The sequence below is a fragment of the Streptomyces odontotermitis genome (genome assembly GCF_050510915.1).
Classification (GTDB): Bacteria; Actinomycetota; Actinomycetes; order Streptomycetales; family Streptomycetaceae; genus Streptomyces.
In genome coordinates, this window is the sequence record NZ_JBNJLS010000001.1 from 206,395 (window position 1) to 228,792 (window position 22,398).

General features: G+C 71.6%; 22 protein-coding genes. 10 read left to right on the forward strand and 12 right to left on the reverse strand.

Translation table 11 applies throughout. The annotated features are described in order from the left end of the window. The first annotated feature begins 2 nt into the window (after positions 1-2). Positions 3-659, forward strand: a complete 657-nt coding sequence (locus tag ACQB60_RS01000; protein ID WP_496923864.1) for an MBL fold metallo-hydrolase — start codon at positions 3-5, stop codon at positions 657-659. 45 nt (positions 660-704) lie between these two features. On the opposite strand, the gene aroQ is transcribed toward ACQB60_RS01000, so the two are convergent. Next, on the reverse strand, positions 705-1,187 hold the full coding sequence (gene aroQ / locus ACQB60_RS01005) for a type II 3-dehydroquinate dehydratase (RefSeq protein ID WP_496923865.1): 483 nt from the start codon (positions 1,185-1,187) through the stop codon (positions 705-707). A 98-nt stretch (positions 1,188-1,285) separates the two neighbouring features. Between aroQ and ACQB60_RS01010 the strand changes: the two genes are divergently transcribed. Further along, the gene (locus ACQB60_RS01010) at positions 1,286-2,344 is read left to right on the forward strand and encodes a S66 family peptidase (protein WP_496923866.1); all 1,059 of its coding nucleotides are present in this window, start codon (positions 1,286-1,288) and stop codon (positions 2,342-2,344) included. Positions 2,345-2,427: 83 nt separating this feature from the next. Then, positions 2,428-3,726 carry an MFS transporter gene (locus ACQB60_RS01015; protein WP_496923867.1) on the forward strand — a complete coding sequence of 433 codons (1,299 nt, stop codon included), beginning with the start codon at positions 2,428-2,430 and terminating at the stop codon, positions 3,724-3,726. Here ACQB60_RS01015 and ACQB60_RS01020 read toward each other — a convergent pair. The 7 genes from ACQB60_RS01020 to ACQB60_RS01050 all read right to left on the reverse strand — a co-directional run bounded on the left by ACQB60_RS01020 (position 3,716) and on the right by ACQB60_RS01050 (position 12,336). Continuing rightward, on the reverse strand, positions 3,716-4,816 hold the full coding sequence (locus tag ACQB60_RS01020; protein WP_496923868.1) for a calcium:cation antiporter: 1,101 nt from the start codon (positions 4,814-4,816) through the stop codon (positions 3,716-3,718). The two genes, ACQB60_RS01015 and ACQB60_RS01020, sit on opposite strands and share 11 nt — an antisense overlap. 59 nt (positions 4,817-4,875) lie before the next feature. Further along, positions 4,876-5,178, reverse strand: a complete 303-nt coding sequence (locus tag ACQB60_RS01025; RefSeq protein ID WP_496923869.1) for a hypothetical protein — start codon at positions 5,176-5,178, stop codon at positions 4,876-4,878. A 126-nt stretch (positions 5,179-5,304) separates the two neighbouring features. Continuing rightward, positions 5,305-6,294: a TerC family protein gene (locus tag ACQB60_RS01030; protein WP_496923870.1), complete on the reverse strand. Its 990-nt coding sequence runs from the start codon at positions 6,292-6,294 to the stop codon at positions 5,305-5,307. Between the two features lie 234 nt (positions 6,295-6,528). Then, positions 6,529-8,484: a TerD family protein gene (locus ACQB60_RS01035; protein ID WP_496923871.1), complete on the reverse strand. Its 1,956-nt coding sequence runs from the start codon at positions 8,482-8,484 to the stop codon at positions 6,529-6,531. A gap of 50 nt (positions 8,485-8,534) precedes the next feature. Next, positions 8,535-9,113 (reverse strand): TerD family protein, encoded by a 579-nt coding sequence (locus tag ACQB60_RS01040; RefSeq protein WP_384843638.1) that lies wholly within the window; start codon positions 9,111-9,113, stop codon positions 8,535-8,537. Between the two features lie 127 nt (positions 9,114-9,240). Further along, positions 9,241-11,400 carry an excinuclease ABC subunit UvrB gene (uvrB, locus tag ACQB60_RS01045; RefSeq protein ID WP_496923872.1) on the reverse strand — a complete coding sequence of 720 codons (2,160 nt, stop codon included), beginning with the start codon at positions 11,398-11,400 and terminating at the stop codon, positions 9,241-9,243. A 48-nt stretch (positions 11,401-11,448) separates the two neighbouring features. Beyond that, positions 11,449-12,336 carry an MHYT domain-containing protein gene (locus tag ACQB60_RS01050; protein WP_496923873.1) on the reverse strand — a complete coding sequence of 296 codons (888 nt, stop codon included), beginning with the start codon at positions 12,334-12,336 and terminating at the stop codon, positions 11,449-11,451. A 272-nt stretch (positions 12,337-12,608) separates the two neighbouring features. On the opposite strand from ACQB60_RS01050, the gene ACQB60_RS01055 reads away from it, so the two are divergent. The 3 genes from ACQB60_RS01055 (at position 12,609) to ACQB60_RS01065 (ending at position 15,561) form a co-directional block, all read left to right on the forward strand. Next, positions 12,609-13,535, forward strand: a complete 927-nt coding sequence (locus ACQB60_RS01055; protein ID WP_496923874.1) for a glycerophosphodiester phosphodiesterase — start codon at positions 12,609-12,611, stop codon at positions 13,533-13,535. A 48-nt stretch (positions 13,536-13,583) separates the two neighbouring features. After that, on the forward strand, positions 13,584-14,153 hold the full coding sequence (locus ACQB60_RS01060) for a methylated-DNA--[protein]-cysteine S-methyltransferase (RefSeq protein WP_496923875.1): 570 nt from the start codon (positions 13,584-13,586) through the stop codon (positions 14,151-14,153). Between the two features lie 118 nt (positions 14,154-14,271). Beyond that, on the forward strand, positions 14,272-15,561 hold the full coding sequence (locus ACQB60_RS01065; protein ID WP_496923876.1) for an MFS transporter: 1,290 nt from the start codon (positions 14,272-14,274) through the stop codon (positions 15,559-15,561). A gap of 30 nt (positions 15,562-15,591) precedes the next feature. On the opposite strand, the gene ACQB60_RS01070 is transcribed toward ACQB60_RS01065, so the two are convergent. Next, positions 15,592-15,966: a cupin domain-containing protein gene (locus ACQB60_RS01070; RefSeq protein ID WP_496923877.1), complete on the reverse strand. Its 375-nt coding sequence runs from the start codon at positions 15,964-15,966 to the stop codon at positions 15,592-15,594. A 95-nt stretch (positions 15,967-16,061) separates the two neighbouring features. Between ACQB60_RS01070 and ACQB60_RS01075 the strand changes: the two genes are divergently transcribed. Both ACQB60_RS01075 and ACQB60_RS01080 read left to right on the forward strand, forming a co-directional pair. Continuing rightward, the gene (locus tag ACQB60_RS01075; RefSeq protein ID WP_496923878.1) at positions 16,062-16,970 is read left to right on the forward strand and encodes a pseudouridine-5'-phosphate glycosidase; all 909 of its coding nucleotides are present in this window, start codon (positions 16,062-16,064) and stop codon (positions 16,968-16,970) included. Continuing rightward, positions 16,967-17,905 carry a carbohydrate kinase family protein gene (locus ACQB60_RS01080; protein ID WP_496923879.1) on the forward strand — a complete coding sequence of 313 codons (939 nt, stop codon included), beginning with the start codon at positions 16,967-16,969 and terminating at the stop codon, positions 17,903-17,905. Before ACQB60_RS01075 ends, ACQB60_RS01080 begins: the two co-directional genes overlap by 4 nt. A 166-nt stretch (positions 17,906-18,071) precedes the next feature. Here ACQB60_RS01080 and ACQB60_RS01085 read toward each other — a convergent pair whose 3' ends face one another. Continuing rightward, positions 18,072-18,887: a methyltransferase domain-containing protein gene (locus ACQB60_RS01085; protein WP_496923880.1), complete on the reverse strand. Its 816-nt coding sequence runs from the start codon at positions 18,885-18,887 to the stop codon at positions 18,072-18,074. 150 nt (positions 18,888-19,037) lie between these two features. Between ACQB60_RS01085 and ACQB60_RS01090 the strand changes: the two genes are divergently transcribed. Further along, positions 19,038-20,189 (forward strand): magnesium and cobalt transport protein CorA, encoded by a 1,152-nt coding sequence (locus ACQB60_RS01090; RefSeq protein WP_496923881.1) that lies wholly within the window; start codon positions 19,038-19,040, stop codon positions 20,187-20,189. A gap of 58 nt (positions 20,190-20,247) precedes the next feature. On the opposite strand, the gene ACQB60_RS01095 is transcribed toward ACQB60_RS01090, so the two are convergent. Both ACQB60_RS01095 and ACQB60_RS01100 read right to left on the reverse strand, forming a co-directional pair. Continuing rightward, positions 20,248-20,667: a CBS domain-containing protein gene (locus ACQB60_RS01095; RefSeq protein WP_496923882.1), complete on the reverse strand. Its 420-nt coding sequence runs from the start codon at positions 20,665-20,667 to the stop codon at positions 20,248-20,250. A 185-nt stretch (positions 20,668-20,852) separates the two neighbouring features. After that, entirely contained in the window at positions 20,853-21,545 is a 693-nt protein-coding gene (locus ACQB60_RS01100; protein WP_496923883.1) for a nucleoside/nucleotide kinase family protein, read from the reverse strand. 129 nt (positions 21,546-21,674) lie between these two features. Here ACQB60_RS01100 and ACQB60_RS01105 point away from each other — a divergent pair, with 129 nt between their 5' ends. Beyond that, positions 21,675-22,154, forward strand: a complete 480-nt coding sequence (locus tag ACQB60_RS01105) for an anthrone oxygenase family protein (RefSeq protein WP_496923884.1) — start codon at positions 21,675-21,677, stop codon at positions 22,152-22,154. Positions 22,155-22,398 lie beyond the last annotated feature (244 nt).

The following is a 22,398-nucleotide window of genomic DNA, read 5'->3' on the forward strand; positions in this document are numbered from 1 at the left end:
CCATGACGTACAGCGGAGCAGTGAAGGTCGGCGGTCCCGCGGATGTGCACGAGCTGCAGGACCTGATGATCTCGAAGGTCGCGGTCGGGCCGATGAACAACAACGCCTACGTGCTGCGCTGTCGGGCCACGGACGAGCAGCTCCTGATCGACGCGGCGAACGAGCCGCAGACGCTGCTGAACCTCATCGGGGGCGACGGCATCACGGCCGTCGTCACCACCCACCAGCACGGCGACCACTGGCAGGCCCTCTCGGAGGTCGTCGCGGCGACGGGCGCGCGCACGTACGCCGGGCGTGAGGACGTCGAGGGCATCCCGGTGCCGACGGACGTGGCGGTCGACGACGGGGACACGATCCGGTTCGGGCGCATCACGCTCACCGCCCGCCACCTGGTGGGCCACACCCCGGGCTCGATCGCGCTCGTCTACGACGACCCGCACGGTCACCCGCACGTCTTCACCGGCGACTGCCTCTTCCCCGGAGGCGTCGGCAACACCTGGAAGGACCCGGAGAAGTTCGCGAGCCTCATCGAGGACGTGGAGACGAAGGTCTTCGGGACGCTGCCGGACGAGACGTGGGTCTACCCCGGGCACGGCAACGACACGACGCTGGGCGCCGAGCGCCCGCACCTGCCGGAGTGGCGCGCACGCGGCTGGTGAGCCGAACGGCGCCGGTGAGCCGAACGGGCCCAACAGGTACGGGAGTTACCCGGCGGCGGGAGCGGTGGCGGCGGTGACGAGCGCCGCCACGCGCTCCACCCCGAACACGTACCCCTGGACGCCGCATCCCGCGATCACGCCGTCCGCGCGCTGCGACACGTAGCTGTGGTGCCGGAACGCCTCGCGCTGGTGGATGTTGGAGATGTGGACCTCCACCACCGGGAGGCCGTCGCAGGCGTTGAGTGCGTCCAGAATCGCGACCGACGTGTGGGAGTAGGCGGCAGGGTTGATGACGATGCCCGCGTGGTGCTCGCGCGCCTCGTGGATCCAGTCCACCAACTCACCCTCGTGGTTGGACTGCCGGAGGTCGACGGTCCCGCCGTGCGCGGCGGCCGCCTTGGCACACAGGGCCTCGACGTCGGCGAGCGTGTCGGAGCCGTAGATCTCGGGCTGGCGCTTGCCCAGGAGGTTCAGGTTCGGCCCGTTCAGGATCATGATCGGGGCGGTGGCCAGGGTGCGGGCGGTCATGCGGTCCTCCAGTGGGTCGGCGCCTGAGGGAGGTCTATCACGGCACCCGTAAGGAATCTCACGTGCGGTCTTCGTAGGGGGCTGTCTACGCTCCCGCCATGAACGTCTCCCCTGAAGAGCCCGTCTATCCGCCGAAGCCGTCCCCCGGCGACCGCGTCGCGGTCCTGTCCCCCTCGGCGGGACTGCCCGGACTGTTCCCGCTCCCCTACGAGTTGGGGCTGCGTCGGCTGCGCGAGGAGTTCGGCCTCGAACCGGTGGAGTATCCGACGACCCGGAAGATGGGTGCGAGCGCCGAGGAGCGGGCCGCCGACATCAACGCCGCGTTCGGCGATCCCGGCATCAAGGCGGTCATCGCGAGCATCGGGGGCGACGACCAGATCACCGTCCTGCCGCATCTGGACCGGGAGCTGATCCGGGCGAACCCGAAGCCGTTCTTCGGGTTCAGCGACAACACGAACCTCCTCGCCTATCTCTGTGACGCGGGCGTCGTCGGCTTCCACGGCGGCAGCGTGATGTGCGAGTTCGGCCGCCCCGGCGCCATGGCCGGTCCGACGGCGGACTCGCTGCGGGCCGCGCTGTTCAAGCCGGGGCCCTACGAGCTGCGCCCCGCCGAGCGCTTCCGCGACGTCGACCTGCCGTGGGACGACCCGGCGAACTTCGCGGGCGAGCCGCCGACCGAGCCGGCCGGCGGCTGGACCTGGCGCCGCCCCGAGCGCGTCGTGGAGGGGCGCTCCTGGGGCGGCAACCTGGAGATCCTGTCCTGGCTCCTGATGGCGGACCGGGCGATCGCCGCGGACCTGTCCACGTACGACGGACGCGTGCTGTTCCTGGAGACCTCCGAGGAACTCCCCGCCGCCGAAGAGGTGTTCCGCGTCCTGCGCTCCATGGGCGAGCGCGGTCTGCTGAGCCGCTTCCCCGCCCTCCTGATGGCCCGCCCCAAGCGCCAGTCGCTCACGCAGCGCAACGACGCGGCGGCCCGGGAGGCATACGCGCGCGGGCAGCGGGAGGCCGTGCTGCGGGCCCTCGACACCTACGCGCCGGACACGATGGCCGTCTTCGACGTGGACTTCGGGCACACGGACCCGCAGGTGGTGATCCCGTACGGGGGCGTGGTGCGGGTGGACGGGCCGGGGCGGCGCATCACGGTCACGTACTGACCCGTGCCCTGAGCGCGCCCTGGTGTGCGCCGGGCTTCCGCACGCCCCCGTAACCGACGGTGACGGCGGGTAGTTGACGCGGCATGCGTACCGCTACGTCACCCCCCGCTCCCCCGTCCCTGCCCCGGCTCGCCGCCGCCTCGCTGGTCGGGACCGCCATCGAGTTCTACGACTTCTTCGTCTACGGCACCGCGGCCGCCCTAGTGCTCGGGCCGCTGTTCTTTCCGAGCTTCTCGCCGCTGGCGGGAACTCTCGCGGCCTTCGCGACATTCGGAGTGGGCTTCGTGGCGCGGCCGCTCGGTTCGATGCTCTTCGGGCACATCGGGGACCGGCGGGGGCGGCGGCCCGTGCTCATCGGCTCGCTGCTGCTCACCGGGGTCGCGACGGTCGCGGTCGGCTGCGTGCCGACGTACGAGGCGATCGGAACCGCCGCTCCCGTGCTCCTCCTTGTGCTGCGTTTCCTCCAGGGGCTCGGGCTCGGCGGCGAGTGGGGCGGTGCGGTGCTGCTGACCGCCGAGCACGCCCCGCCCGAGCGGCGCGCACTGTGGTCGAGCTTCCCGCAGATCGGGCCGTCCCTGGGGTTCCTGCTCGCCAACGGCATCATGCTGGCGCTCTCCGCGACGCTCACCGACGCGGAGTTCGCGGCCTGGGGGTGGCGGGTGCCGTTCTGGGTGGCCGGAATCCTCGCGGTGGCCGGGCTCGCGCTGCGCACCTCGCTCGCGGAGAGCCCCGATTTCCTGGAACTCGACGAGCACGCGCGCGTGCCGCTCGCCGAAGTGGTGCGCGGACACTGGCGGTTGGTGCTGCTCACGGCGGGCGCCCTGGCCGTCGGGTACGCGGTGTTCTACGCGGTGACGACCTGGTCGCTCGCCTACGGAGTGGAGCAGCTCGGGGTGAGCCGCACGGTCATGCTGACCTGCATCATGGCGGCCGTCGTGGTGAAGGGCTCGCTGACTCCGGTGGTGGCGCTGCTGGGTGACCGCTTCGGGCGGCGGCCGCTGTGTCTGGCGGGCTCGGCGGCCGCGGCCCTGTGGATGTTCCCGATGGTGGCGCTGCTCGCGACGGGGCAGCCGCTGCTGATGTTCTGCGGCTTCCTGGGGGCACTGCTCGCGTTCATCACGATGTTCGCGGTGATCGCCGCGTATCTGCCGGAGCTGTACGCGCCCCGGGTCCGGTGCACGGGCGCGGCGGTGGGCTACAACCTGGGCGGGGTGCTCGGGGGCGCGCTCACGCCGATCGTGGCGACGGCCGCGGCGAGTGGCGAGGGGACGCCGTGGGGTGTCGCGGCGTATCTGACGGGCGTCGCGCTGCTGAGCCTGGGGTGCTTCGCGCTGCTCCCCGAGACGCGTCCGGCGCCGGAGACGGTGCCGGTCACGGCGTGACGGCGAGCTCCAAGTAGGCGGCGAAGAGCACCAGATGGACCCCGCCCTGCAAGGGAGTGGCCCGTCCCGGGGCGACCGTGAGCGTGCTGACGATCACCGTGAGGGTGAGCAGCACCATGTGGGTCGCGGACAGGCCGAGGACCAGCGGCCCCGACAGCCAGACCGTCGCGACGGCCACGGCGGGGACGGTCAGGCCGATGCTGGCCATCGCGGAGCCGAGGGCCAGGTTGAGGCTGGTCTGGACGCGGTCGCGGCGGGTGGCGCGCAGCGCGGCGATGGTCTCGGGGAGCAGGACGAGCAGGGCGATGACCACGCCGACCACGGCGTGCGGCATCCCCGCGTTCTCCACGCCCGACTCGATCGTCGGCGAGACGCCCTTGGCGAGCCCGACGACGCCGATCAGGGCGAGCAGGAGCATGCCCACGCTGATCAGGGCGGTGCGCGAGGAGGGCGGTTCGGCGTGGTCGTCGGCGTCGACGACATGGCCGTCGCGGGTGATCGGCAGGAAGTAGTCGCGGTGGCGCACGGTCTGGGTCGCGACGAACAGCCCGTACAGCGCGAGCGAGGCGACGGCGGCGAAGACCAGCTGGGACGTGGAGTACTCGGAGCCCGGCTGGCTGGTGGTGAACGTCGGCAGGACGAGGCCGAGGGTGGCCAGCGTGGCGACGGTGGCGAGGGCCGCGCCGGTGCCCTCGGGATTGAAGACGGCCATGCCGTGGCGGAGGGCGCCGACCAGCAGGCAGACGCCGACGATGCCGTTGCAGGTGATCATCACGGCGGCGAAGACGGTGTCGCGGGCCAGGGTGGCACTCTTGTCGCCGCCGTCGGCCATGAGAGTGACGATCAGCGCGACCTCGATGATCGTGACCGCGACGGCGAGGACCAGCGAGCCGAAGGGCTCACCCACCCGGTGGGCGATCACCTCTGCGTGGTGGACGGCGGCGAGGACCGCGCCGGCCAGGACCAGGGTCACCAGGGCGACGACGATGCCGGACAGGTCCCGGCCCCAGGTGAGGGCGAGCAGGACGGCCGCGATGACCGGCACCACGGCCGTCCACTGCGTGACGAGCGGGCGGAGCCGAGTGATCATGCCTCCGATGGTCTCCCGGAGGCCCGGGGGCCGCTACTTCAGCGGCATACGGACGTTCGTCACTTCAGCTCGGTCATCTCCCGTACGTCGCAGTCGGTGAAGACGGGCGGGCGCGTGCACATCGCCACGAGCCGCTCGGAGAGCTGCTGCGTCTCGGGGCGTTCGTTGTTGCGGGCCGCGTCCTCGTGCGAGGCGAATTCGACGATGACGAGGTGGCGCCGCGGGTTGCCGCGGTCCTGGAGGACGATCCGGTGCGTGGGGCCGCCCTCGTGGCCGGCGTACTGCTGGTCGAACTGGCCGATCAGCTCCCGCATCTCGTCGATGCGGTCGGTTTCGAAGTCGATGATCTGGCAGAACCTCATGGTGCCTCCCCTGGCCCGCGCGCCCCGGGTGGACGCCGCGCCCACCCACAAACAAGCACCGGGAGCGGTACGCGACAATCAGCCGCGCACCGCTCCCGGTGCCGATAATTCCTACGCCCGACGCGGTCAGGCTTCGATGCTGTCCTTCTGAGCCGTTTCGGCGGCTTCCCGCTCCTCCTGCTTCTTGGAGGCGATCAGGCTGGTGATCGTGGTGATCACCAGGACGCCGCAGATGACGCCGAGCGAGACCGGGATGGAGATCTCGGGGACGTGCACCCCGTTCTCGTGCAGGGCGTGCAGGACGAGCTTCACGCCGATGAAGCCGAGGATGACCGACAGGCCGTAACTGAGGTGGACCAGCTTCTTCAGCAGACCGCCGATGAGGAAGTACAGCTGCCGCAGGCCCATCAGGGCGAAGGCGTTGGCGGTGAAGACGATGTACGGGTCCTGGGTGAGGCCGAAGATCGCGGGGATCGAGTCCATCGCGAACAGGACGTCGGTCATGCCGATGGCGAGCATGACGACCAGGAGCGGCGTCATGATCTTCTTGCCGTGCTCCACGATGAAGAGCTTCGTGCCGTGGTACCGGTCGGCGACGCCGAACTTCTTCTCGATGGACTTCAGGAGACGGTTCTCCTCGAACTCCTCGTCCTCCTCGTCGGAGCGCGCCTCCTGGATGAGCTTCCAGGCGGTGTAGATCAGGAACGCGCCGAAGATGTAGAAGACCCAGGAGAAGCTCGCGATGATCGCGGCGCCGGCGGCGATGAAGATCGCGCGCAGGACCAGGGCGATCAGCACGCCGAAGAGGAGCACGCGCTGCTGCAGGTGGGTCGGGACCGAGAACTTCGCCATGATCAGGATGAAGACGAAGAGGTTGTCGACGCTGAGCGACTTCTCGGTGATGAAGCCCGCGAAGAACTCTCCGGACGCCTGGCTCTCGCCCGCGACGAGCAGGCCGATGCCGAAGAGAACGGCGAGCACGATCCAGACGACCGTCCAGATACCGGCTTCCTTGATCGACACGTCATGGGGCTTGCGCCCGATGAAGAAGTCGACCGCGATCAGGGCACACAGACCAACGATGGTCAGTACCCACAGGGTCATTGAAACGTCCACTGCGCCTCCGGCGTCGTACGGCTACTTGATCAGCGTCGTCGCTGCCGGAGGTCTCTTCCACCCGAGGCGCTCAGCGCGCTCTGCCGGGCCGACGCCCCGGGACCGATGGCGGTCCGTATTGACGGGTACGTCGCGTACGGGAGTACTCCCCTCCGCAGGAAGAGAGTACGCGAATTACCAAGGTTAGGTAAAGGGGATGGCAAACAAGAGCCAAAAGACCTGGTCAGGTGGTCTCTACTGGGAACGCCCCCTGGTCCTGCGGGCCTCTGCGACCTTGGCCAGGACGTCCTCCAGGACGCGGCTGCCCGCGGGGGCGGCCGGTGGCTCGTACGTCCACGCGTGCCCCACCCACGGGTCGGCGAGGTGGTCGTCAGGCACCGGCGTCAGACGGAGCAGGGAACGCCAGAGCGGGTCGAGCAGCGGGCCGTACCCCGCGGCGTCCTCCCGGTCGGCGACCAGCATGAGGTGGACGCCGACGGCCGGGCCCTCGTCGGCGAGGTAGCGGAGCTGGGTGACCGCGCGGTCATCGAAACCGTGCGGGAAGTCGTTGACGATCAGGAGCTGCTCGGCGGTGTCCACGTCCGGGGGCAGCGAGTCGGCGGCGCCGCCGCGGACGGCCATCTGCACCAGGTCGACGCGCTGGGTGAGCCGGGCCAGGACGGCGGAGACACCGGCGGCCCCGGAGGCGGGCGGCTCGTCCAGGACACCGGAGGCGACCAGCGGGGCGAGGGCGCCCGTGGCGCTGCCCGCCGGGTCGATGACGTGCACCGCGAACTCCCGCGCGGGGTAGACCGCGAGGAGCCGGGCGGCATGGGCGACGGCGCTCTCCATGGCGCGGCGGCGCAGCTCGTCGGCGTCGGCCAGCGAGTCGGCGGCGGAGCGGCCGCTGTCGATCCACAGGCCGCGCTCCAGGGGCAGCCGGACGAGCATCGGGATCCGCAGGTCGGGCGTCTCGGCCAGGCTGAGGTCGCCCAGGCGCAGCGCCATCGGGATCTCGAACGGGGCGCGGTAGCCCTGCCAGACGGGGTTGTCCCAGGAGGCGTAGGCCGGGGGCAGCGCGGGCTCGACCACGTCGGACTCGGCGGTGAGCTGGGCCAGGTCGCGGTCGAGGGCGGCGCGGGCCTGGTCGACGAGGTCGGCGTGCTTGGCCTGGGCTGCCTCGCGCGCGGCGTCGCCCGCTCCCCCGATGCGGCTGCGCGGGTCGGACAGGGCGCGGTCGAGCTCCTGCTCCATGCGGGAGTCGGCGAAGTCCACGGCGCTGCGGTACGCGGAGACCGTGCGGGCCAGGTCCTCGAACATGCCCCACACCTGGTTGTAGAGCCGCTCGTCCATGGACCAGCCGGTCGCGTCGCCCGCCACCGGCTGGGCGGGCTGTCCGGGGGCGGCCGGGGGCGCGGTGGGCGCGGGCGGCGGCGGGGCGGTGGTCGAGCGGCCGGGGTGGGTGTAGTTGACGGGGCCGCCGGTGGGGGCGGGGGCCGGGGCGGGCGCGTCCGCCGGGGCAGTGTTCGACGGGCCGTCGGCGGACGGCTGTACGGACGGAGAGGTGCCGTCGGCGAGCGGTGTGCCGTTGCCCTGGGTCGCCGTGCGCACGCGGGCCTCGTCCGGCGGGCGCGGGGGCGGGGCGGCGACCGAGCGGGCGAGGCCCTGCGCCACCGCCTCGTTGATGGTGCCCGCGAGCTCGCGGGCCTGGGGCAGGCCCTGGTCGACGAGCATGTCGGCGAGGCCGCCCGCGTAGCCCTGGCCGACGGCGCGCACCTTCCAGGCGCCCTGCCTGCGGTAGATCTCCAGGGCGACGACGGCGGACTCGGCGTCCAGGTCCGTGATCGTGTAGCTGGCGACCTCGGTGCCGTCGAGTCCGGTGACCGCGACGAAGGGGGCGGCCAGGGCGCCGAAGCGGACCGGGCCGCCCACGCCGACGGGGAGCGAGAGCAGCACGTTGACCTGGTGGACGGCGTCCGGGACGGCGTCCAGGTCGACGGCCAGGCGGTGGTCGGCGGCCGCCTGCTTGGGCACTTCGAGGCCGGGCAGGGTGGGGGCGCCGGGATGGGCCACCCACTCGGTCCCGCGCACCTTGCCCTGGTCGTCGCAGAGCGTGGCCCCGGCCACGATCGGCTTGCCGACCGAGACGCGGATTTCCAGTCGGTTCCCGGGGAGCGGATGGTTCTGCCCCCGGACCAGTTCGGCCGTCATCGCCTTCGTCCCCCTCGTCAGGCTTCTCTCAGCGCCGTACAGGCAGTGCTCTACAGGTGCGGCAGGATCGCCGGCATCAGGTCCTGGAACGTCCGGCCGTTCGCGGGGTTGCCGAGAGCCGTCATCTGCCAGCCGCCGCCCACCCGGTGGACCTTCGCCATGATCTGGGCGGTGTACTGGCCGCCCCCGTCCAGGGTGTAGCGGGCCAGCTCCTGGCCGTTGGTCTCGTCGACGATGCGGCAGAAGGCGTTCTGCACCTCCTGGAACGTCTGGCCGGTGAACGAGTTCACCGTGAAGACGATCTGGTCGATGTGGACCGGGACCCGCTGCAGGTCGACGAGGATGGACTCGTCGTCGCCGCCCTGGCCCGCGCCGCCGACCAGGTTGTCGCCGGTGTGCCGGACCGAGCCGTCGTCGCTGACCAGGTGGCGGAAGAAGACCACGTCGACCGGCTGCTTGTCGGCGAAGAGCACCGCCGACGCGTCCAGGTCGACCTCGCGGGTGCGGGAGCCGAACAGGCCGCGCCTGGGGGCCGCCTGCCAGCCGAGACCCATGCGCACCGCGGTCAGGGCGCCCCCGTCGTTCTTCTGCAGGCTGATGGCCTGACCCTTGGTCATGTTGACCGTCACGCGCTGTCCCCTCTCGAACTGCCCTGGGCGACCGCTCTGTCGGCGCGGTCGCCCAGCAACCCTATGCACTGGCGCGGACGGCTCCGCACCCCGGGCAGGACTTTGTGTCGGTCCTGCAACACACCGGCTATGCCTGGCCCGCCTCCCTCATCTGACGAAGCTCCTTCTTCATCTCCGACACCTCGTCCCGCAGGCGCGCGGCGATCTCGAACTGCAGGTCGGCGGCGGCCGCGCGCATCCGCTCGGTCATCTCCTCGATCTGCTCGGCCAGTTCGGCGGCGGGCCGGTCCGTGGGGACCTTCGCCGCGGCCTTGCCCTTGGCGGGCTTGGTGGCCTTGGCGGTGGCCGCGCCCGCCTTGTCGTGGGCGCCGCCGAGCGAGGGGACGGGGGCCTTGGCGCCCTTTCCGTCCTTCGACTTGCGGTAGTTGGAGCCGAGCAGCTGCTCCGTGTCGACCTCTTCGCGGGCGATCGTGGCCACGATGTCGTTGATCTTCTTGCGGAGGGGCTGCGGGTCGATGCCCTTCTCCTTGTTGTACGCGATCTGCTTCTCCCGGCGGCGGTTCGTCTCGTCGATGGCCTTCTCCATCGCCGGGGTGATCTTGTCGGCGTACATATGGACCTGGCCCGAGACGTTGCGCGCCGCGCGGCCGATGGTCTGGATCAGCGAGGTGCCGGAGCGCAGGAAGCCCTCCTTGTCGGCGTCGAGGATCGCCACCAGGGAGACCTCGGGCAGGTCGAGGCCCTCACGCAGCAGGTTGATGCCGACCAGGACGTCGAACTCGCCGGCGCGCAGCTCGCGCAGGAGCTCGACGCGGCGGAGCGTGTCCACGTCGCTGTGCAGATAGCGGACCTGGATGCCCAGTTCGAGGAAGTAGTCGGTGAGGTCCTCGGCCATCTTCTTGGTGAGCGTGGTGACCAGGACGCGCTCGTCCTTCTCGGTGCGCGTGCGGATCTCGTGCACCAGGTCGTCGATCTGGCCCTCCGTGGGCTTCACGACGACCTCCGGGTCGACGAGGCCGGTGGGGCGGATGATCTGTTCCACGTAGCCGTCGCCGCGCGACAGCTCGTAGTTGCCCGGGGTCGCGGAGAGGTAGACGGTCTGGCCGATGCGCTCCTGGAACTCCTCCCACTTCAGCGGGCGGTTGTCGAGCGCGGAGGGCAGCCGGAAGCCGTGGTCGACGAGGGTGCGCTTGCGGGAGGCGTCGCCCTCGTACATCGCGCCGATCTGCGGGACCGTGACGTGCGACTCGTCCAGGACGAGGAGGAAGTCGTCCGGGAAGTAGTCCAGGAGGGTGTGCGGCGGGGTGCCGGGGTCGCGGCCGTCGAAGTGCATCGAATAGTTCTCGACGCCGGAGCAGGAGCCGATCTGGCGGAGCATCTCCAGGTCGTACGTGGTGCGCATGCGCAGGCGCTGGGCCTCCAGCATCTTGCCCTGCTTCTCCAGCTCGTCCAGGCGCTCCGTGAGCTCCTTCTCGATGCCGTTGACCGCCTTCTCCATGCGCTCCGGGCCCGCCACGTAGTGCGAGGCCGGGAAGACGTAGAGGTGGTCGTCGTCGCTGATGACCTCGCCGGTGAGGGGGTGGAGCGTGGAGAGGGCCTCGATCTCGTCGCCGAACATCTCGATGCGGACGGCCAGTTCCTCGTAGACCGGGAAGATCTCGATGGTGTCGCCGCGGACGCGGAAGGTGCCGCGGGTGAACGCCACGTCGTTGCGCGTGTACTGGATGTCGACGAAGCGGCGCAGCAGCTGGTCGCGGTCGATCTCGTCGCCGACCTTCAGGGGGACCATGCGGTCCACGTACTCCTGCGGGGTGCCGAGGCCGTAGATGCAGGAGACGGAGGCGACCACGACCACGTCACGCCGCGTGAGCAGGGAGTTCGTCGCGGAGTGGCGGAGGCGCTCCACCTCCTCGTTGATCGAGGAGTCCTTCTCGATGTAGGTGTCCGACTGCGGGACGTACGCCTCGGGTTGGTAGTAGTCGTAGTACGAGACGAAGTACTCGACCGCGTTGTTCGGCAGGAGCTCGCGGAACTCGTTGGCCAACTGGGCGGCCAGCGTCTTGTTCGGCGCCATCACGAGCGTGGGGCGCTGGAGCTTCTCGATCATCCACGCGGTGGTGGCCGACTTTCCGGTACCGGTCGCGCCGAGCAGGACGACGTCCTTCTCGCCTGCTCGGATGCGCTGGTCCAGCTCGGCGATGGCCGTCGGCTGGTCGCCGCTGGGCTGGTACGGGCTGACGACCTCGAAAGGTGCCACCGTGCGTTCGATCTTGGATACGGGCCGCATGGAAACCACCGTACGACTCCCCACTGACAACCGGGTCCGATCAGCGGCTCAGTGCTTCTGCGGGCTGCGGCGGCCGGGCCGGGACGGGGGCCTGCGGCCGATGCGCGGGGGGCGGCGGTCGCCGGAGCGCGGGACCGCGCGGTCGCCGGAGCGGGGCACGGGGTAGGGCGGGCGGCGGGCGCTCATGTGGGCCTTGGTGTCGGCCTTGCCCATGACCATCAGCGGGTCGAACATCACGACCACGCCCGCGAGCAGCAGGAAGGCGAGCGGGCCGATCATCATGGGCGCGAGCAGCTCGGCGGGCGAGTCACCGGGCGGCAGCGCGGTCGAGCCGTGCAGATGGACGCTGAGGGCGGCCATGCCCGTGTAGTGCATGCCGGTCACGGCCAGGCCCATGACGAGGCTGGCGCCGAGGCTCCACAGGAAGCCCCTGACCTGAGCGGCGGCCCAGAGCGCCGCGCAGGCGGCGACGACCGCGATGACGACGGAGGCGGAGACGGTGAGGGTGTTGTACTGCAGCGTCCCGCGTAGACGCATACCGGCCATTCCCAGATAGTGCATCGACGCGACGCCGAGCCCGGTGATGGTGCCGCCGGTGAACAGGGCCGTCCCGGTCGCGCCGCGGTAGCCGACGATGAAGATCCCGATGCCGACCATCACGATGGCGACGGCCAGGCTCGCGAAGGTGGTGGCCTTGTCGTAGTGGATGGGGACTTCCTTGACGGTGAAGCCCATCATCGCGATGAAGTGCATGGTCCATATCCCGGAGCCGATTGCCGCCGAGCCGAGGGCGAGCCAGCCGGGCCGCCAGGACTGGGCGACAAGGAGGGATCTGGTCGTGCAGCGCAGTCCGAGCGCGCCGCCCAGACAAGCCATCAGGTACGCCACTACCGGGGTGACGACTCCGTAGCTGAAACCGTCGACCGTGCCCTGCATCCGCGGTTGCCTTTCCGCCTGTTGTGCCTGAATACCCCGGACCGTCCCAGCCCGTCCCCCGACGCCGGGAGACCGACCGCGGGCTGAGGCAGAGAGTAAAGCTCACTCCGGAACGTACGAACGATTTTCCGGCAAAGAAACCCAACCCCCGCGCGTGGGGTTCACGTCTGGGGCAACTCCGTTCAACCTGTGGCCATCCTGCACCTGTCTCCCGTTGGCCCAGCGCTGTCACCCTCGACCGGTCTGTGATCGCACGAACGCGAGGAGTACCCGTGTACGCACGCGCCGCCGCTGCCACCACCGCCGCCCTGCTGGGCGCCGGTGCACTCGTCCTCCCCTCCGCCACCGCCACCGCCTCCGCCGCGCCCGCTTCGAAGGCGTCGGCTCCGTCCGCCGCCGCCTCCATGGCGGGCAAGCACGGCAGGCCCCTGGTCGTCGCCCACCGCGGCGCCTCCGGTTACGCGCCGGAGAACACTCTCGCAGCCATCGACAAGGCCGCTGACATGGGGTTCCGCTGGGTCGAGAACGACGTCCAGCGCACCAAGGACGGCGAGTTGGTCATCATGCACGACGACACCTTGAAGAGGACCACCGACGTGGAGGAGGTCTTCCCGGACCGGGCCCCGTGGAAGGTCTCCGACTTCACGGCGGCGGAGATCGCGAAGCTCGACGCGGGCAGCTGGTTCGACCCCAAGTACGCGGGGCAGCGCGTGCCGACGCTGAAGCAGTACATGAACCGGGTCGAGCGCAACCACCAGAGCCTGGTCTTCGAGTTCAAGAAGCCCGAGCTCTACCCCGGCATCGAGAAGCAGGGGCTTCAGGTGCTGCGCCGGACGGGCTGGCTCGACAAGCACCACGTGAAGCGGAAGCTCGTCATCCAGAGCTTCAGCGCGGACAGCGTGAAGACGGTGCACGCCCTTCGGCCGGACATCAAGACGGGCTTCCTCGGCACGCCCAAGGCCGCCGAACTGCCCGCGTACGCGGAGTTCTCCGACCAGATCAACTCCTCGCACACGACGATCTCCGACGACTACGTGTCCGCGATCCACGCGCTCAAGGGCCCGCACGGCAAGCCCCTGGAGATCTTCACGTGGACCGTCAACGACGCCCCGGCCACGAAGCGGGTGGCGGGCTTCGGCGTGAACGGGATCATCACCAACGTGCCCGACGTGGTGCGGTCGGCGCTGCGCGAGGGCTAGTCCCCGAGGCCAGGGCCGCTGTCAGTGCCCCGTCGTACGGTGGTCCGCATGAACGCCACTGGGCAGGACGCCACCGGGCAGGACACACAGCGGCTCGTCTGGGCCGTCGTCGGCAGCGACATCGGCCCGCTGCTGCTCGCCGCGACGGAGGACGGCTTGGTGAACGTCGTCTTCCACGCGGCCGGGGACGTGCGCGACAAGGCGCTCGAGCGGCTCGCTTCCCGTCTGGGGACCGAGCCGGTCAAGGCGCCCGGCTCCCCGCTGCTCGCCGAGCCCATACGGCAGTTGAGGGCGTACTTCGCGGGCGAGCGGCGCGACTTCGAGCTGCCCCTGGACTGGAGCCTGATCGCGGGCTTCAACCGCCAGGTGCTGCGCGAGCTCGCCACCGGCGTCCCCTACGGCACGGTCGTGGGCTACGGGGACCTGGCGGGCCGCGTCGGCCAGCCCGGTGCGGCCCAGGCCGTGGGCATCGCGATGGGCGCCAATCCCCTGCCCGTGGTGGTGCCGTGCCACCGGGTCGTGGAGAGCGACGGCGGCATCGGCGGGTTCGGCGGCGGCCTGGAGACGAAGCGGCAGCTGCTCGCGCTCGAAGGGGTGCTGCCGCAGCCGCTGTTCTGAGGGCACGCCCGCTGCTCTGAGGGCACGCCCGCTGCTCTGAGGCCGCGGCCGCCGCCCTTCCGAGGCGGCCCGCGCTCACCTATGTTCCGCTGTCAGTGCGGGCTGCCACACTGCGCCGGTGCTCATACCGAACTCCGCCGAGCGGCGGCCCGACGCCACGCCCGTGGCGACAGCAGACCTGCCCGCGCTGCGGCGCCGGACCTCCGCCGTCCTGATCGCGAGCCAGATACTCGGCGGGCTCGGGACCGCCACGGGCATCGCGCTCGCCGCGGTGCTGGCCAAGCGGGTCAGCGGGGACGAGGCGCTGTCCGGTCTCGCGTCCACCGCGAGCGTCGCCGGGTCAGCGGTGCTCGCGGTGCCGCTGGCCGCCCTGATGACGGCGCGGGGGCGGCGGGCCGGGCTCGTACTGGCGTATCTGATCGGCGCGTCGGGGGCCGTCGTCACGGTGGTGGCCGCCGTCGCGGGGATCTTCCCGCTGCTGCTGCTCGGGCTCGCCGGGTTCGGCGCGGCCTCCACGGCCAATCTGCAGGCCCGGTACGCGGCGGCCGACCTGGCCGAACCGGCGCACCGCGCGCGGGCCATCTCGAACGTCGTGTGGGCCACCACGATCGGCGCGGTGGCCGGACCGAACATCGCGGCGCCCGCGGGCCGCAGCGTCTCGGGGCTCGGCATCCCCGCGGAGGCCGGGCCGTTCGTGTGGGCGACGGGGGTGTTCCTGATCGCGGCCGTGGTGGTGCAGCTGCTGCTGCGCCCCGACCCGCTGCTCGCCGCGCGCGCCCTGGCAGCGGAGGCGGAGCAGTCCGCCGAAGGGCGTTCCATCCGGGCCGGGTTGGCGGCCGTGGCCGCCTCGCCGCGGGCCCGGCTCGCGCTCGTGACGGTCGCCGTGGCGCACACCGTGATGGTGTCGGTCATGTCGATGACGCCGGTGGACCTGGGGCACCACGGCGCGAGCATCGACCTCATCGGCCTGGTGATCAGCGGGCACATCGCGGGGATGTACGCGTTCTCGCCCGTCATGGGGTATCTGTCCGACCGACTGGGGAGGTTCGCCGTGATCGGGCTCGCGGTGGGGCTGCTCTCCTGTGCGGCGCTGCTCGCGGGGACGGCGGGCGGCAGCCACGGGCAGATCGCCGCGGGGCTGTTCCTGCTGGGGCTCGGCTGGTCGGCGGCGCTCGTGTCGGGCTCGGCGCTGCTCACCGACTCCGTGCCGCAGGCCGCGCGCCCCGCCGCCCAGGGCCTGTCGGACCTGACGACGAGCGCGGCGGCCGGCGTGGGCAGCACGGTGGCGGGCCTGGTGGTGGCGACGGCGAGCTACGCCTGGCTGAACCTCGCGGCGGCGTCCCTGCTGCTGCCGCTCGCGGGGCTCGCCCTGTTCACACCGCGCCCGAAGGACGTCAAGAAGCCCTAGCAGTAAGGACGTTCAGGCGCGTGAGGGAGTTCAGGGGAGCGTGATGTGGTACGCCTTGCGCAGCGTCTCGTGCACGGTCCACGTCGTGCGGTCGCCCTCGCGCAGGACCGCCGCGACGCCCGGACGGAGCTCCAGGGTCGTGCCGCCCTCGACCTCGACGGTGGCGCGCCCGCTGACGACCACGAAGAGCTCGTTGGCCTCGGTGTCGGTGACCACGCCCGGGGTGATCTGCCAGATGCCGCGCAGCTGCTTGCCGTCGGCGGACTCCCACAGCACCTTCCCCGTGACGACCGGCGTGCCGGAGACGATCTGCGCGGGGTCGAGCGGCTCGACCTCCAGCTCGACATCCGGAATGTGGACGGCGAAGGAGCCAACGGCGGCGACGGACTGATCATTTGTGGTCATGGCCGGTCACCCTAGCTGCCGTGGTGCGCGGGGTTTGGCGGGGCCCACCGCCCGCCAGGGATGAGGAAGAGACCCGACAGGCAGGAGGCAGGCCCGTGTTGGTGGTGTCCGAAGAGGTGCGGGAAGCCGTCGCGGCGCGACGGCCCGTGGTGGCCCTGGAGTCCACGATCATCGCGCACGGGCTGCCGCGCCCGCGCAATCTCCAGGTGGCGCGGGAGCTCGAGGACGTCGTACGGGAACAGGGAGCCGTGCCCGCGACGATCGCCGTCCTGGACGGGCGGCCCCACGTGGGCCTGGACAAGGGCCAGTTGGAGCGGATCGCCAGCCAGGAGGGGCTGCGCAAGCTGGGCCACCGGGACCTGGCGCTCGCCGTCGCGACGGGTGCGAGCGGGGCGACCACGGTGTCCGGGACGGCGCTGCTCGCCGCGCGCGCGGGAGTGCGGGTGTTCGCGACGGGCGGGCTCGGCGGGGTGCACCGGGAGTGGACCGCGACACAGGACGAGTCCGCGGACCTGGGGCTGCTCGCCCGCACCCGGATCACGGTCGTGTGCGCGGGCGTGAAGTCGATCCTGGACGTGGCCGCGACGCTGCAGCGCCTGGAGACGCTGGGCGTCGCCGTGGCCGGGTACGGCACGGACCGCTTCCCCGGCTTCTACCTGGCCGACTCCGGGCATCCGGTCGACTGGACCCTGCGGACGCCGCGGGAGGTGGCCGAGGTGATGCGCGCCCACGATCAACTGGGCGTCCCGGACTCGGCGTTGATCGTGGCGAACCCGGTGCCCGAGGCCGAGCAGCTCGATCCCGCCCTCCACGCGCGCGTGCTGGCCGACGCCCTGCGGGCCTGCGACGAGCGGGGCATCTCGGGGCAGGCGGTCACGCCCTTCTTGCTGGACTACCTGGCCCGGCACACCGAGGGGGCGTCCTTGGCGGCCAACCTCGCGGCGGTACGGGGGAACGTGCAGGTCGCGGGGCAGGTGGCGGGGGCCTGGGCGGAGGGACGGTGACAGGGGCGGAGGAGCGCTCCGGGGTTCCTGGAGGGGGTGGCGCGCTCCTGGTCGTCGGGGACGTCGTCACCGATGTGGTCGCGCGGCACCGCGGCCCCCTCGCGCAGGGCACCGACACCGCGGCGGAGATCCGTACGGTGCCGGGCGGCGCGGGGGCGAACGTGGCCTGCTGGGCGGCGTACGAGGGGTGTCCGGACGTGCGGCTCCTCGGGCGGGTGGGGGCGGACTCGGCTGCCTGGCACGAGGAGGAGCTCACGCGCGCGGGGGTGCGGCCGCGGCTGGTCGTCGACCCCGAGGCGGCCACCGGGACGGTGATCTGCCTGGTCGACGGGGAGGCCGCCGCCGAGCGGACGTTCCTCACGGACAGCGGGGCGGCGCTGCGGCTCTGCGCCGACGACTGGTCCCCGGAGCTGCTCGACGGGGTCGGGTGGCTGCATCTGTCGGGGTATCTGTTCTTCGCCGAACCCAGCAGGGCGGTCGCCGCTGTCGCACTGGAGGCGGCACGCGCGCGTGGGGCGCCGGTGAGTGTGGACCCCGCTTCGGCGGGATTTCTCCGGGAGTTGGGGGTGGAGAGGTTCCTGGGGCTCGTGGACGGCGTCGATGTGCTGTTGCCGAGCCGGGACGAGGCGGAGCTGCTGGCGGGTGTGCCGGACAGCGAGGGGGCGGCGGCGAAGTTGAGCCTGCGGTTCGCGGAGGTGGTGGTGAAGCGGGGGGCCGAGGGGGCTGTGGTGGCTCGGGGTGGGGTGGTGCGGGAGCGGGTGGGGGCGGCGGAGGTGGAGGTTCCGCGGGACTCTACGGGGGCGGGGGATGCGTTTACCGGGGGCTATCTTGCGGCTCGACTGGGTGGGGCGGGGGTTCGTGAGGCTGTGGGCGTGGGGTGTGCGGCGGGGGGTTTCGTTGTGGGGCGGGTGGGGGCGAGGCCGCCGGGGCGGTAGGCCGCTGGGAGCTGGGGCCCTGCGGGGCCTTTTCCCCAATCCCGCCCCTTCCCGAATCCGCGACTCCGTCGCCCTGGGGTGCCCTCTTTTTGGGGCTTCGCCCCTTGCCCCCCTGTCGGCCTGGACGGCCTCGTCCTCAAACGCCGGACGGGCTGAAGGGGCGCCCTTACGCCTTGCGGCCCCACGCCGAGATCAACGGTGCCGTCGTCAGGTCCAGTTCGCCCTCCGCCACATTCGCCAAGTGCCGTTCGATGTCGTCCGGCGTGGCCAGGCCCGCTGCCAGCAAGGGCTCGCGGATGTGGTTGATCGTCGCCTCCTCCAGCGCCGCGCACGCGGGGGACGTCAGGGGGAAGTACGCGTCCGCCTCCACCTGGCGCAGGCCCGCCTCGCGGAGGACGCGGGGGAGCTTTCTGCCGTACGAGAGGTCGGCGCCGCGGTCCGCGAGGAGGGCGCGCAGGCCGTGGCGGAGGCGGTTGGCCAGCTGCTGGGCGGGGCCGTGCTCGTCGGGGCAGGCCAGGGGCTGGAGCGCGGGGTCGGCGTCCTCGATGAGGAGGCGGCCGCCGGGGCGCAGGGCGCGGATCATCGAGTGCAACGCCCGCTCCCGGTCCGGCACATGGACGAGGACGAGGCGGGCGTGGACCAGGTCGAAGCCCTCGGTGGGCGGCTCGTCCGCGGCCACGTCGTGGGTGCGGACCTCCAGCGGTGAGCGGGGCGTCGTCGTCTGCCAGGAGGTGTCGATGTCGGTGGCGAGCACGCGTCCCGTGGGGCCGACCCGCTTGGCCAGCCAGGAGACGACCGACGTGCCGCCCGCGCCGACCTCCCAGACGCGCCAGCCGGGACCGATGCCGAGCCGGTCGAGGTGGCGGAAGGTCGTGGGGTCGAAGAGCGCGGCGAAGGCTTCGAAGCGGCGGCCCGCCTCCGCCTGCTGGTTGTCGAGGAGATAGCCGTTGTGGGAGGAGGCGCCGTCGGTTTGCAGTGTCATGTCGGGATCATCCCAGTTGCGGAGGCGAAGAGGGAGAGACACGGACAGACAGAGGGGACTTATGGAGCGGAACGCTCCATTTCCACAGGGGGTTCGGCTGATTCGGCAGCCCTGGCACACTGGCCGTTCACGTCGGACTAGGAGGCCCCCATGACGGTGGCGGACAACCTGCGGAAGGTCGGTGGCCTCCGCACAGTAGGAACACTCCGTAAGGTCGGCGGCTTGCGCAAGGTCGCGCGGCTCGCCCGGCGCAGCCCTCGCGTGGACCTGAGCCACCCGGCCCGCTCCCCCTTGGGCTCGGCGGTGGTCAAGTGCGTGACGTACCAGGACGGCATCCGGAAGTCCGGGGGCTCCGACGGCGACGTCGTCGAGGCCGTCGAGCGGGTCCGCAGGGCCAAGGACGGATTCGTCTGGCTGGGGCTGCACGAGCCCACGGAGCAGGAGTTCGCAGGGATCGCCGAGCTCTTCGACCTGCACCCGCTGGCCGTGGAGGACGCGGTGCACGCGCACCAGCGCCCGAAGGTCGAGCGGTACGGGGAGACGCTGTTCGCCGTGTTCAAGACCGTTTGTTATGTCGAGCACGCCCAGCTGACCGCGACCAGCGAGGTGGTCGACACCGGCGAGCTCATGGTCTTCGTCGGGCAGGATTTCGTGATCACCGTGCGGCATGGCCGGCACGGCTCGCTGGGGCCGCTCCGGGAGGCGCTGGAGGCGGATCCCGAGCAGTTGCGGAAGGGCCCGGCCGCCGTTCTGCACGCGGTCGCCGACCAGGTGGTGGACGACTACCTGGAGGTGGCCGACGCGGTGCAGAACGACATCGACCAGGTCGAGACGGACGTCTTCGCGAAGGACGGGGTGCGGGCCGACCCGGGGCGCATCTACCAGCTCAAGCGTGAACTCCTCGAGCTGAAGCGGGCGGTGGTGCCGCTGGGGCGTCCGCTCCAGATACTCGCCACGCAGCCGATGCGCGTCGTCGCCCCGGAGATACAGGCGTACTTCCGGGACGTCGACGACCATCTGAAGCGGGCCGCGGAGCAGATCGCCGCCTTCGACGAACTGCTCAACTCCATCCTCCAGGCGCACTTGGCGCAGGTGACGGTCGCGCAGAACGAGGACATGCGGAAGATCACGGCGTGGGCCGCGGTCATCGCCGTGCCGACGATGGTCTGCGGGCTCTACGGGATGAACTTCGACCACATGCCCGAGCTGCACTGGAAGTACGGCTACGCAATGGTGATCGGACTCATCGTCACCGCCTGCTTCGCGCTCCACCGAGGGTTCCGGCGCAACGGCTGGTTGTGAGGCCGTCGGCCCGGGGCGGTGAGGCGATCAGTCCTCGGCCGTGGGGCCCGTGGGGCGGTCAGCCCTTCGCGTAGACGCTCTCGCACCACGTCGCGAGCTGCTCCTCGGAGAGGTGCGTGGCCAGGTCGGCCTCGCTGATCATGCCGACGAGCCGCTTGTTCTCGATCACCGGCAGGCGGCGGATCTGGTGGCCCTGCATCTCGTCGAGCACGGCGTCGATGTCGGCGTCCGCCTCGATCCAGCGGGGCGTGCCCTTGGCCATGTCGCCCGCGGTGACCTTGGCGGGGTCGTGCCCCTTGGCGACGCAGCCGACGACGATGTCACGGTCGGTGAGGATGCCGCAGAGCCGCTCGTTCTCGTCGCTGATGGGGAGCGCGCCCACGTCGAGCCGGGCCATCAGCTGGGCGGCCCGGTCCAGGGTCTCGTGGGCGGGGATCCACTGTGCACCGCGGTGCATGATGTCTCCGGCTGTGGTCATGACGTACCTCCCGGGGCCGGACGACCGGCGCGGCACGGGGTCGCCGCTGTCCCGGCGCGGCGCAGAGCGGGCCGCTGTCCCGGCGCCCCTCATTCTCACCGCGCGCCCCGCGGTCCGCACGCGCAGTCACACAGAGCGAGCAGCCCCGCGCGGCCGTGCGGCCGGCCGTGTCGCCAGCCGTGCGGTCAGCCGCTCCAGGCCGGGCGGCGGGGGTCGTCGGCGCGCACCACGACATCGGCCGCGGCCGTGGGGTCGGCCTCCGCCTCGTAACGCTCGAAGGCGGGGAGCGTCCACTGCTCCCCCGGGTCCGTGTGCCGTCGCAGGGCGCCCGGCGTGAGCCGCAGGTGCACCGTCAGATCGAAGGGGAACCAGTGGCCGAGGAGGAGCGGGCCGTGCAGCAACAGCAGGCCGCCGGGCGGGAGTTCGACGTACGGGCTGCGCGTGGCGCGGTCGGCGTCCGGGTCCCACAGGTCGGGCAGCACCCGCCCGCTGCCGCCTGGGTCGAGGGGCCCGAAGACCTCCCGCCACAGGGCTCCGGTGTCGAACCAGCCGCTGTAGTACGACTCCACGTCCTCGCGCCCGTGCTCCAGGCGCAGCGAGGCGGGGCGCAGGAAGTCCCCGGTGCCGACGACGAGGACGGAGCGGCCGCGCAGCCGCAGCGCCTCGGCCACCCGCCGGGCCAGCTCGCCGGGGCGGGCGGCCGGGGCGCCGTCGAAGGCGACGCGCGGCCACTGGCCCCCGTCGTCCGGCTTCAGGACGAGCAGCCGGTCGCAGAGCTGGTCCGCGAGCCGCTCCCAGGTGATCGGTTCGAGTCGCACGGGCCCATGATGCCGGGCGCCCGCGCGGTGTGGCGCCACGGGTACTGGACGATCACGCATGAGCCTGCGGCCGGGACGCTGGCGCGGAACGCGCCGTGGCAATTGACTTGTGGGTGGCACACCGCGCGATGCAGGATCACTCGCGGTCCGCCTGCTCAAGGGCCGTGGCTACTCAGGGGGTTGGCTGGCATGATCGAGGGACCTTATTTCGTGCTCACCGTCCTGGGCGCGCTCTTCTGCGGTCTGGCCGCCGGTGTCTTCGTCGGCTTCTCGACCTTCGTGATGAAGGGGCTCGCCGCGCTGCCGCCGGCCCGGGGCATCGCCGCGATGCAGTCGATCAACGTCGCGGCGGTCACGCCTCCCTTCATGGCGGTGTTCATGGGCGCGACCGGGCTGTGCGGCGTCCTCGCCGTGGTCACGTTCGTGCTCTGGCCGGACGAGGGCACGGTGGAGCTGCTCCTCGGCAGCGCCCTGTATCTCGTCGGCTCCTTCGGGGTGACGGTCGCGGCCAACATCCCGCGCAACGACGCCCTGTCCAAGCTCGACCCCGAGGACCCGGCGAGCGCCGAGTACTGGCGGTCGTACGTCGGCGAGTGGACGCGCTGGAACCACGTCCGGGCGGGCGCGTCGGCCGCCGCCTCGGTGTCGTTCCTGCTGGCCCTGGCCTGAGCGAGTACCGGGACCGGCCGAGCGAGCGCCGGGTCCCACGGCCCGACGATGGTGGCGGAAAGCCGCGCATCCCCGGGGTGCGCGCGGCACGGAGACTGCCGAGGGAGACGGCCATGGCCGACCCCAAGGGCTTCCTCACCACCGCACGACAGGAGTGGCCGCGCCGCCCCGGCACGGCGCGCACGCTCCGCGCCGACCTGGTGCTGCTCGCCCTCGGCTCCGACGGGCCGGGGCGCGAACAGGG

Bases quoted from the DNA above. Each gene is read 5' to 3' on its own strand.
- ACQB60_RS01000 (WP_496923864.1), top strand. From the start codon at position 3: ATGACGTACAGCGGAGCAGTGAAGGTCGGCGGTCCCGCGGATGTGCAC.
- aroQ (WP_496923865.1), bottom strand. From the start codon at position 1,187: ATGACCGCCCGCACCCTGGCCACCGCCCCGATCATGATCCTGAACGGG.
- ACQB60_RS01010 (WP_496923866.1), top strand. From the start codon at position 1,286: ATGAACGTCTCCCCTGAAGAGCCCGTCTATCCGCCGAAGCCGTCCCCC.
- ACQB60_RS01015 (WP_496923867.1), top strand. From the start codon at position 2,428: ATGCGTACCGCTACGTCACCCCCCGCTCCCCCGTCCCTGCCCCGGCTC.
- ACQB60_RS01020 (WP_496923868.1), bottom strand. From the start codon at position 4,816: ATGATCACTCGGCTCCGCCCGCTCGTCACGCAGTGGACGGCCGTGGTG.
- ACQB60_RS01025 (WP_496923869.1), bottom strand. From the start codon at position 5,178: ATGAGGTTCTGCCAGATCATCGACTTCGAAACCGACCGCATCGACGAG.
- ACQB60_RS01035 (WP_496923871.1), bottom strand. From the start codon at position 8,484: ATGACGGCCGAACTGGTCCGGGGGCAGAACCATCCGCTCCCCGGGAAC.
- uvrB (WP_496923872.1), bottom strand. From the start codon at position 11,400: ATGCGGCCCGTATCCAAGATCGAACGCACGGTGGCACCTTTCGAGGTC.
- ACQB60_RS01050 (WP_496923873.1), bottom strand. From the start codon at position 12,336: ATGCAGGGCACGGTCGACGGTTTCAGCTACGGAGTCGTCACCCCGGTA.
- ACQB60_RS01060 (WP_496923875.1), top strand. From the start codon at position 13,584: ATGAACGCCACTGGGCAGGACGCCACCGGGCAGGACACACAGCGGCTC.
- ACQB60_RS01070 (WP_496923877.1), bottom strand. From the start codon at position 15,966: ATGACCACAAATGATCAGTCCGTCGCCGCCGTTGGCTCCTTCGCCGTC.
- ACQB60_RS01085 (WP_496923880.1), bottom strand. From the start codon at position 18,887: ATGACACTGCAAACCGACGGCGCCTCCTCCCACAACGGCTATCTCCTC.
- ACQB60_RS01090 (WP_496923881.1), top strand. From the start codon at position 19,038: ATGACGGTGGCGGACAACCTGCGGAAGGTCGGTGGCCTCCGCACAGTA.
- ACQB60_RS01095 (WP_496923882.1), bottom strand. From the start codon at position 20,667: ATGACCACAGCCGGAGACATCATGCACCGCGGTGCACAGTGGATCCCC.
- ACQB60_RS01100 (WP_496923883.1), bottom strand. From the start codon at position 21,545: ATGCGTGATCGTCCAGTACCCGTGGCGCCACACCGCGCGGGCGCCCGG.
- ACQB60_RS01105 (WP_496923884.1), top strand. From the start codon at position 21,675: ATGATCGAGGGACCTTATTTCGTGCTCACCGTCCTGGGCGCGCTCTTC.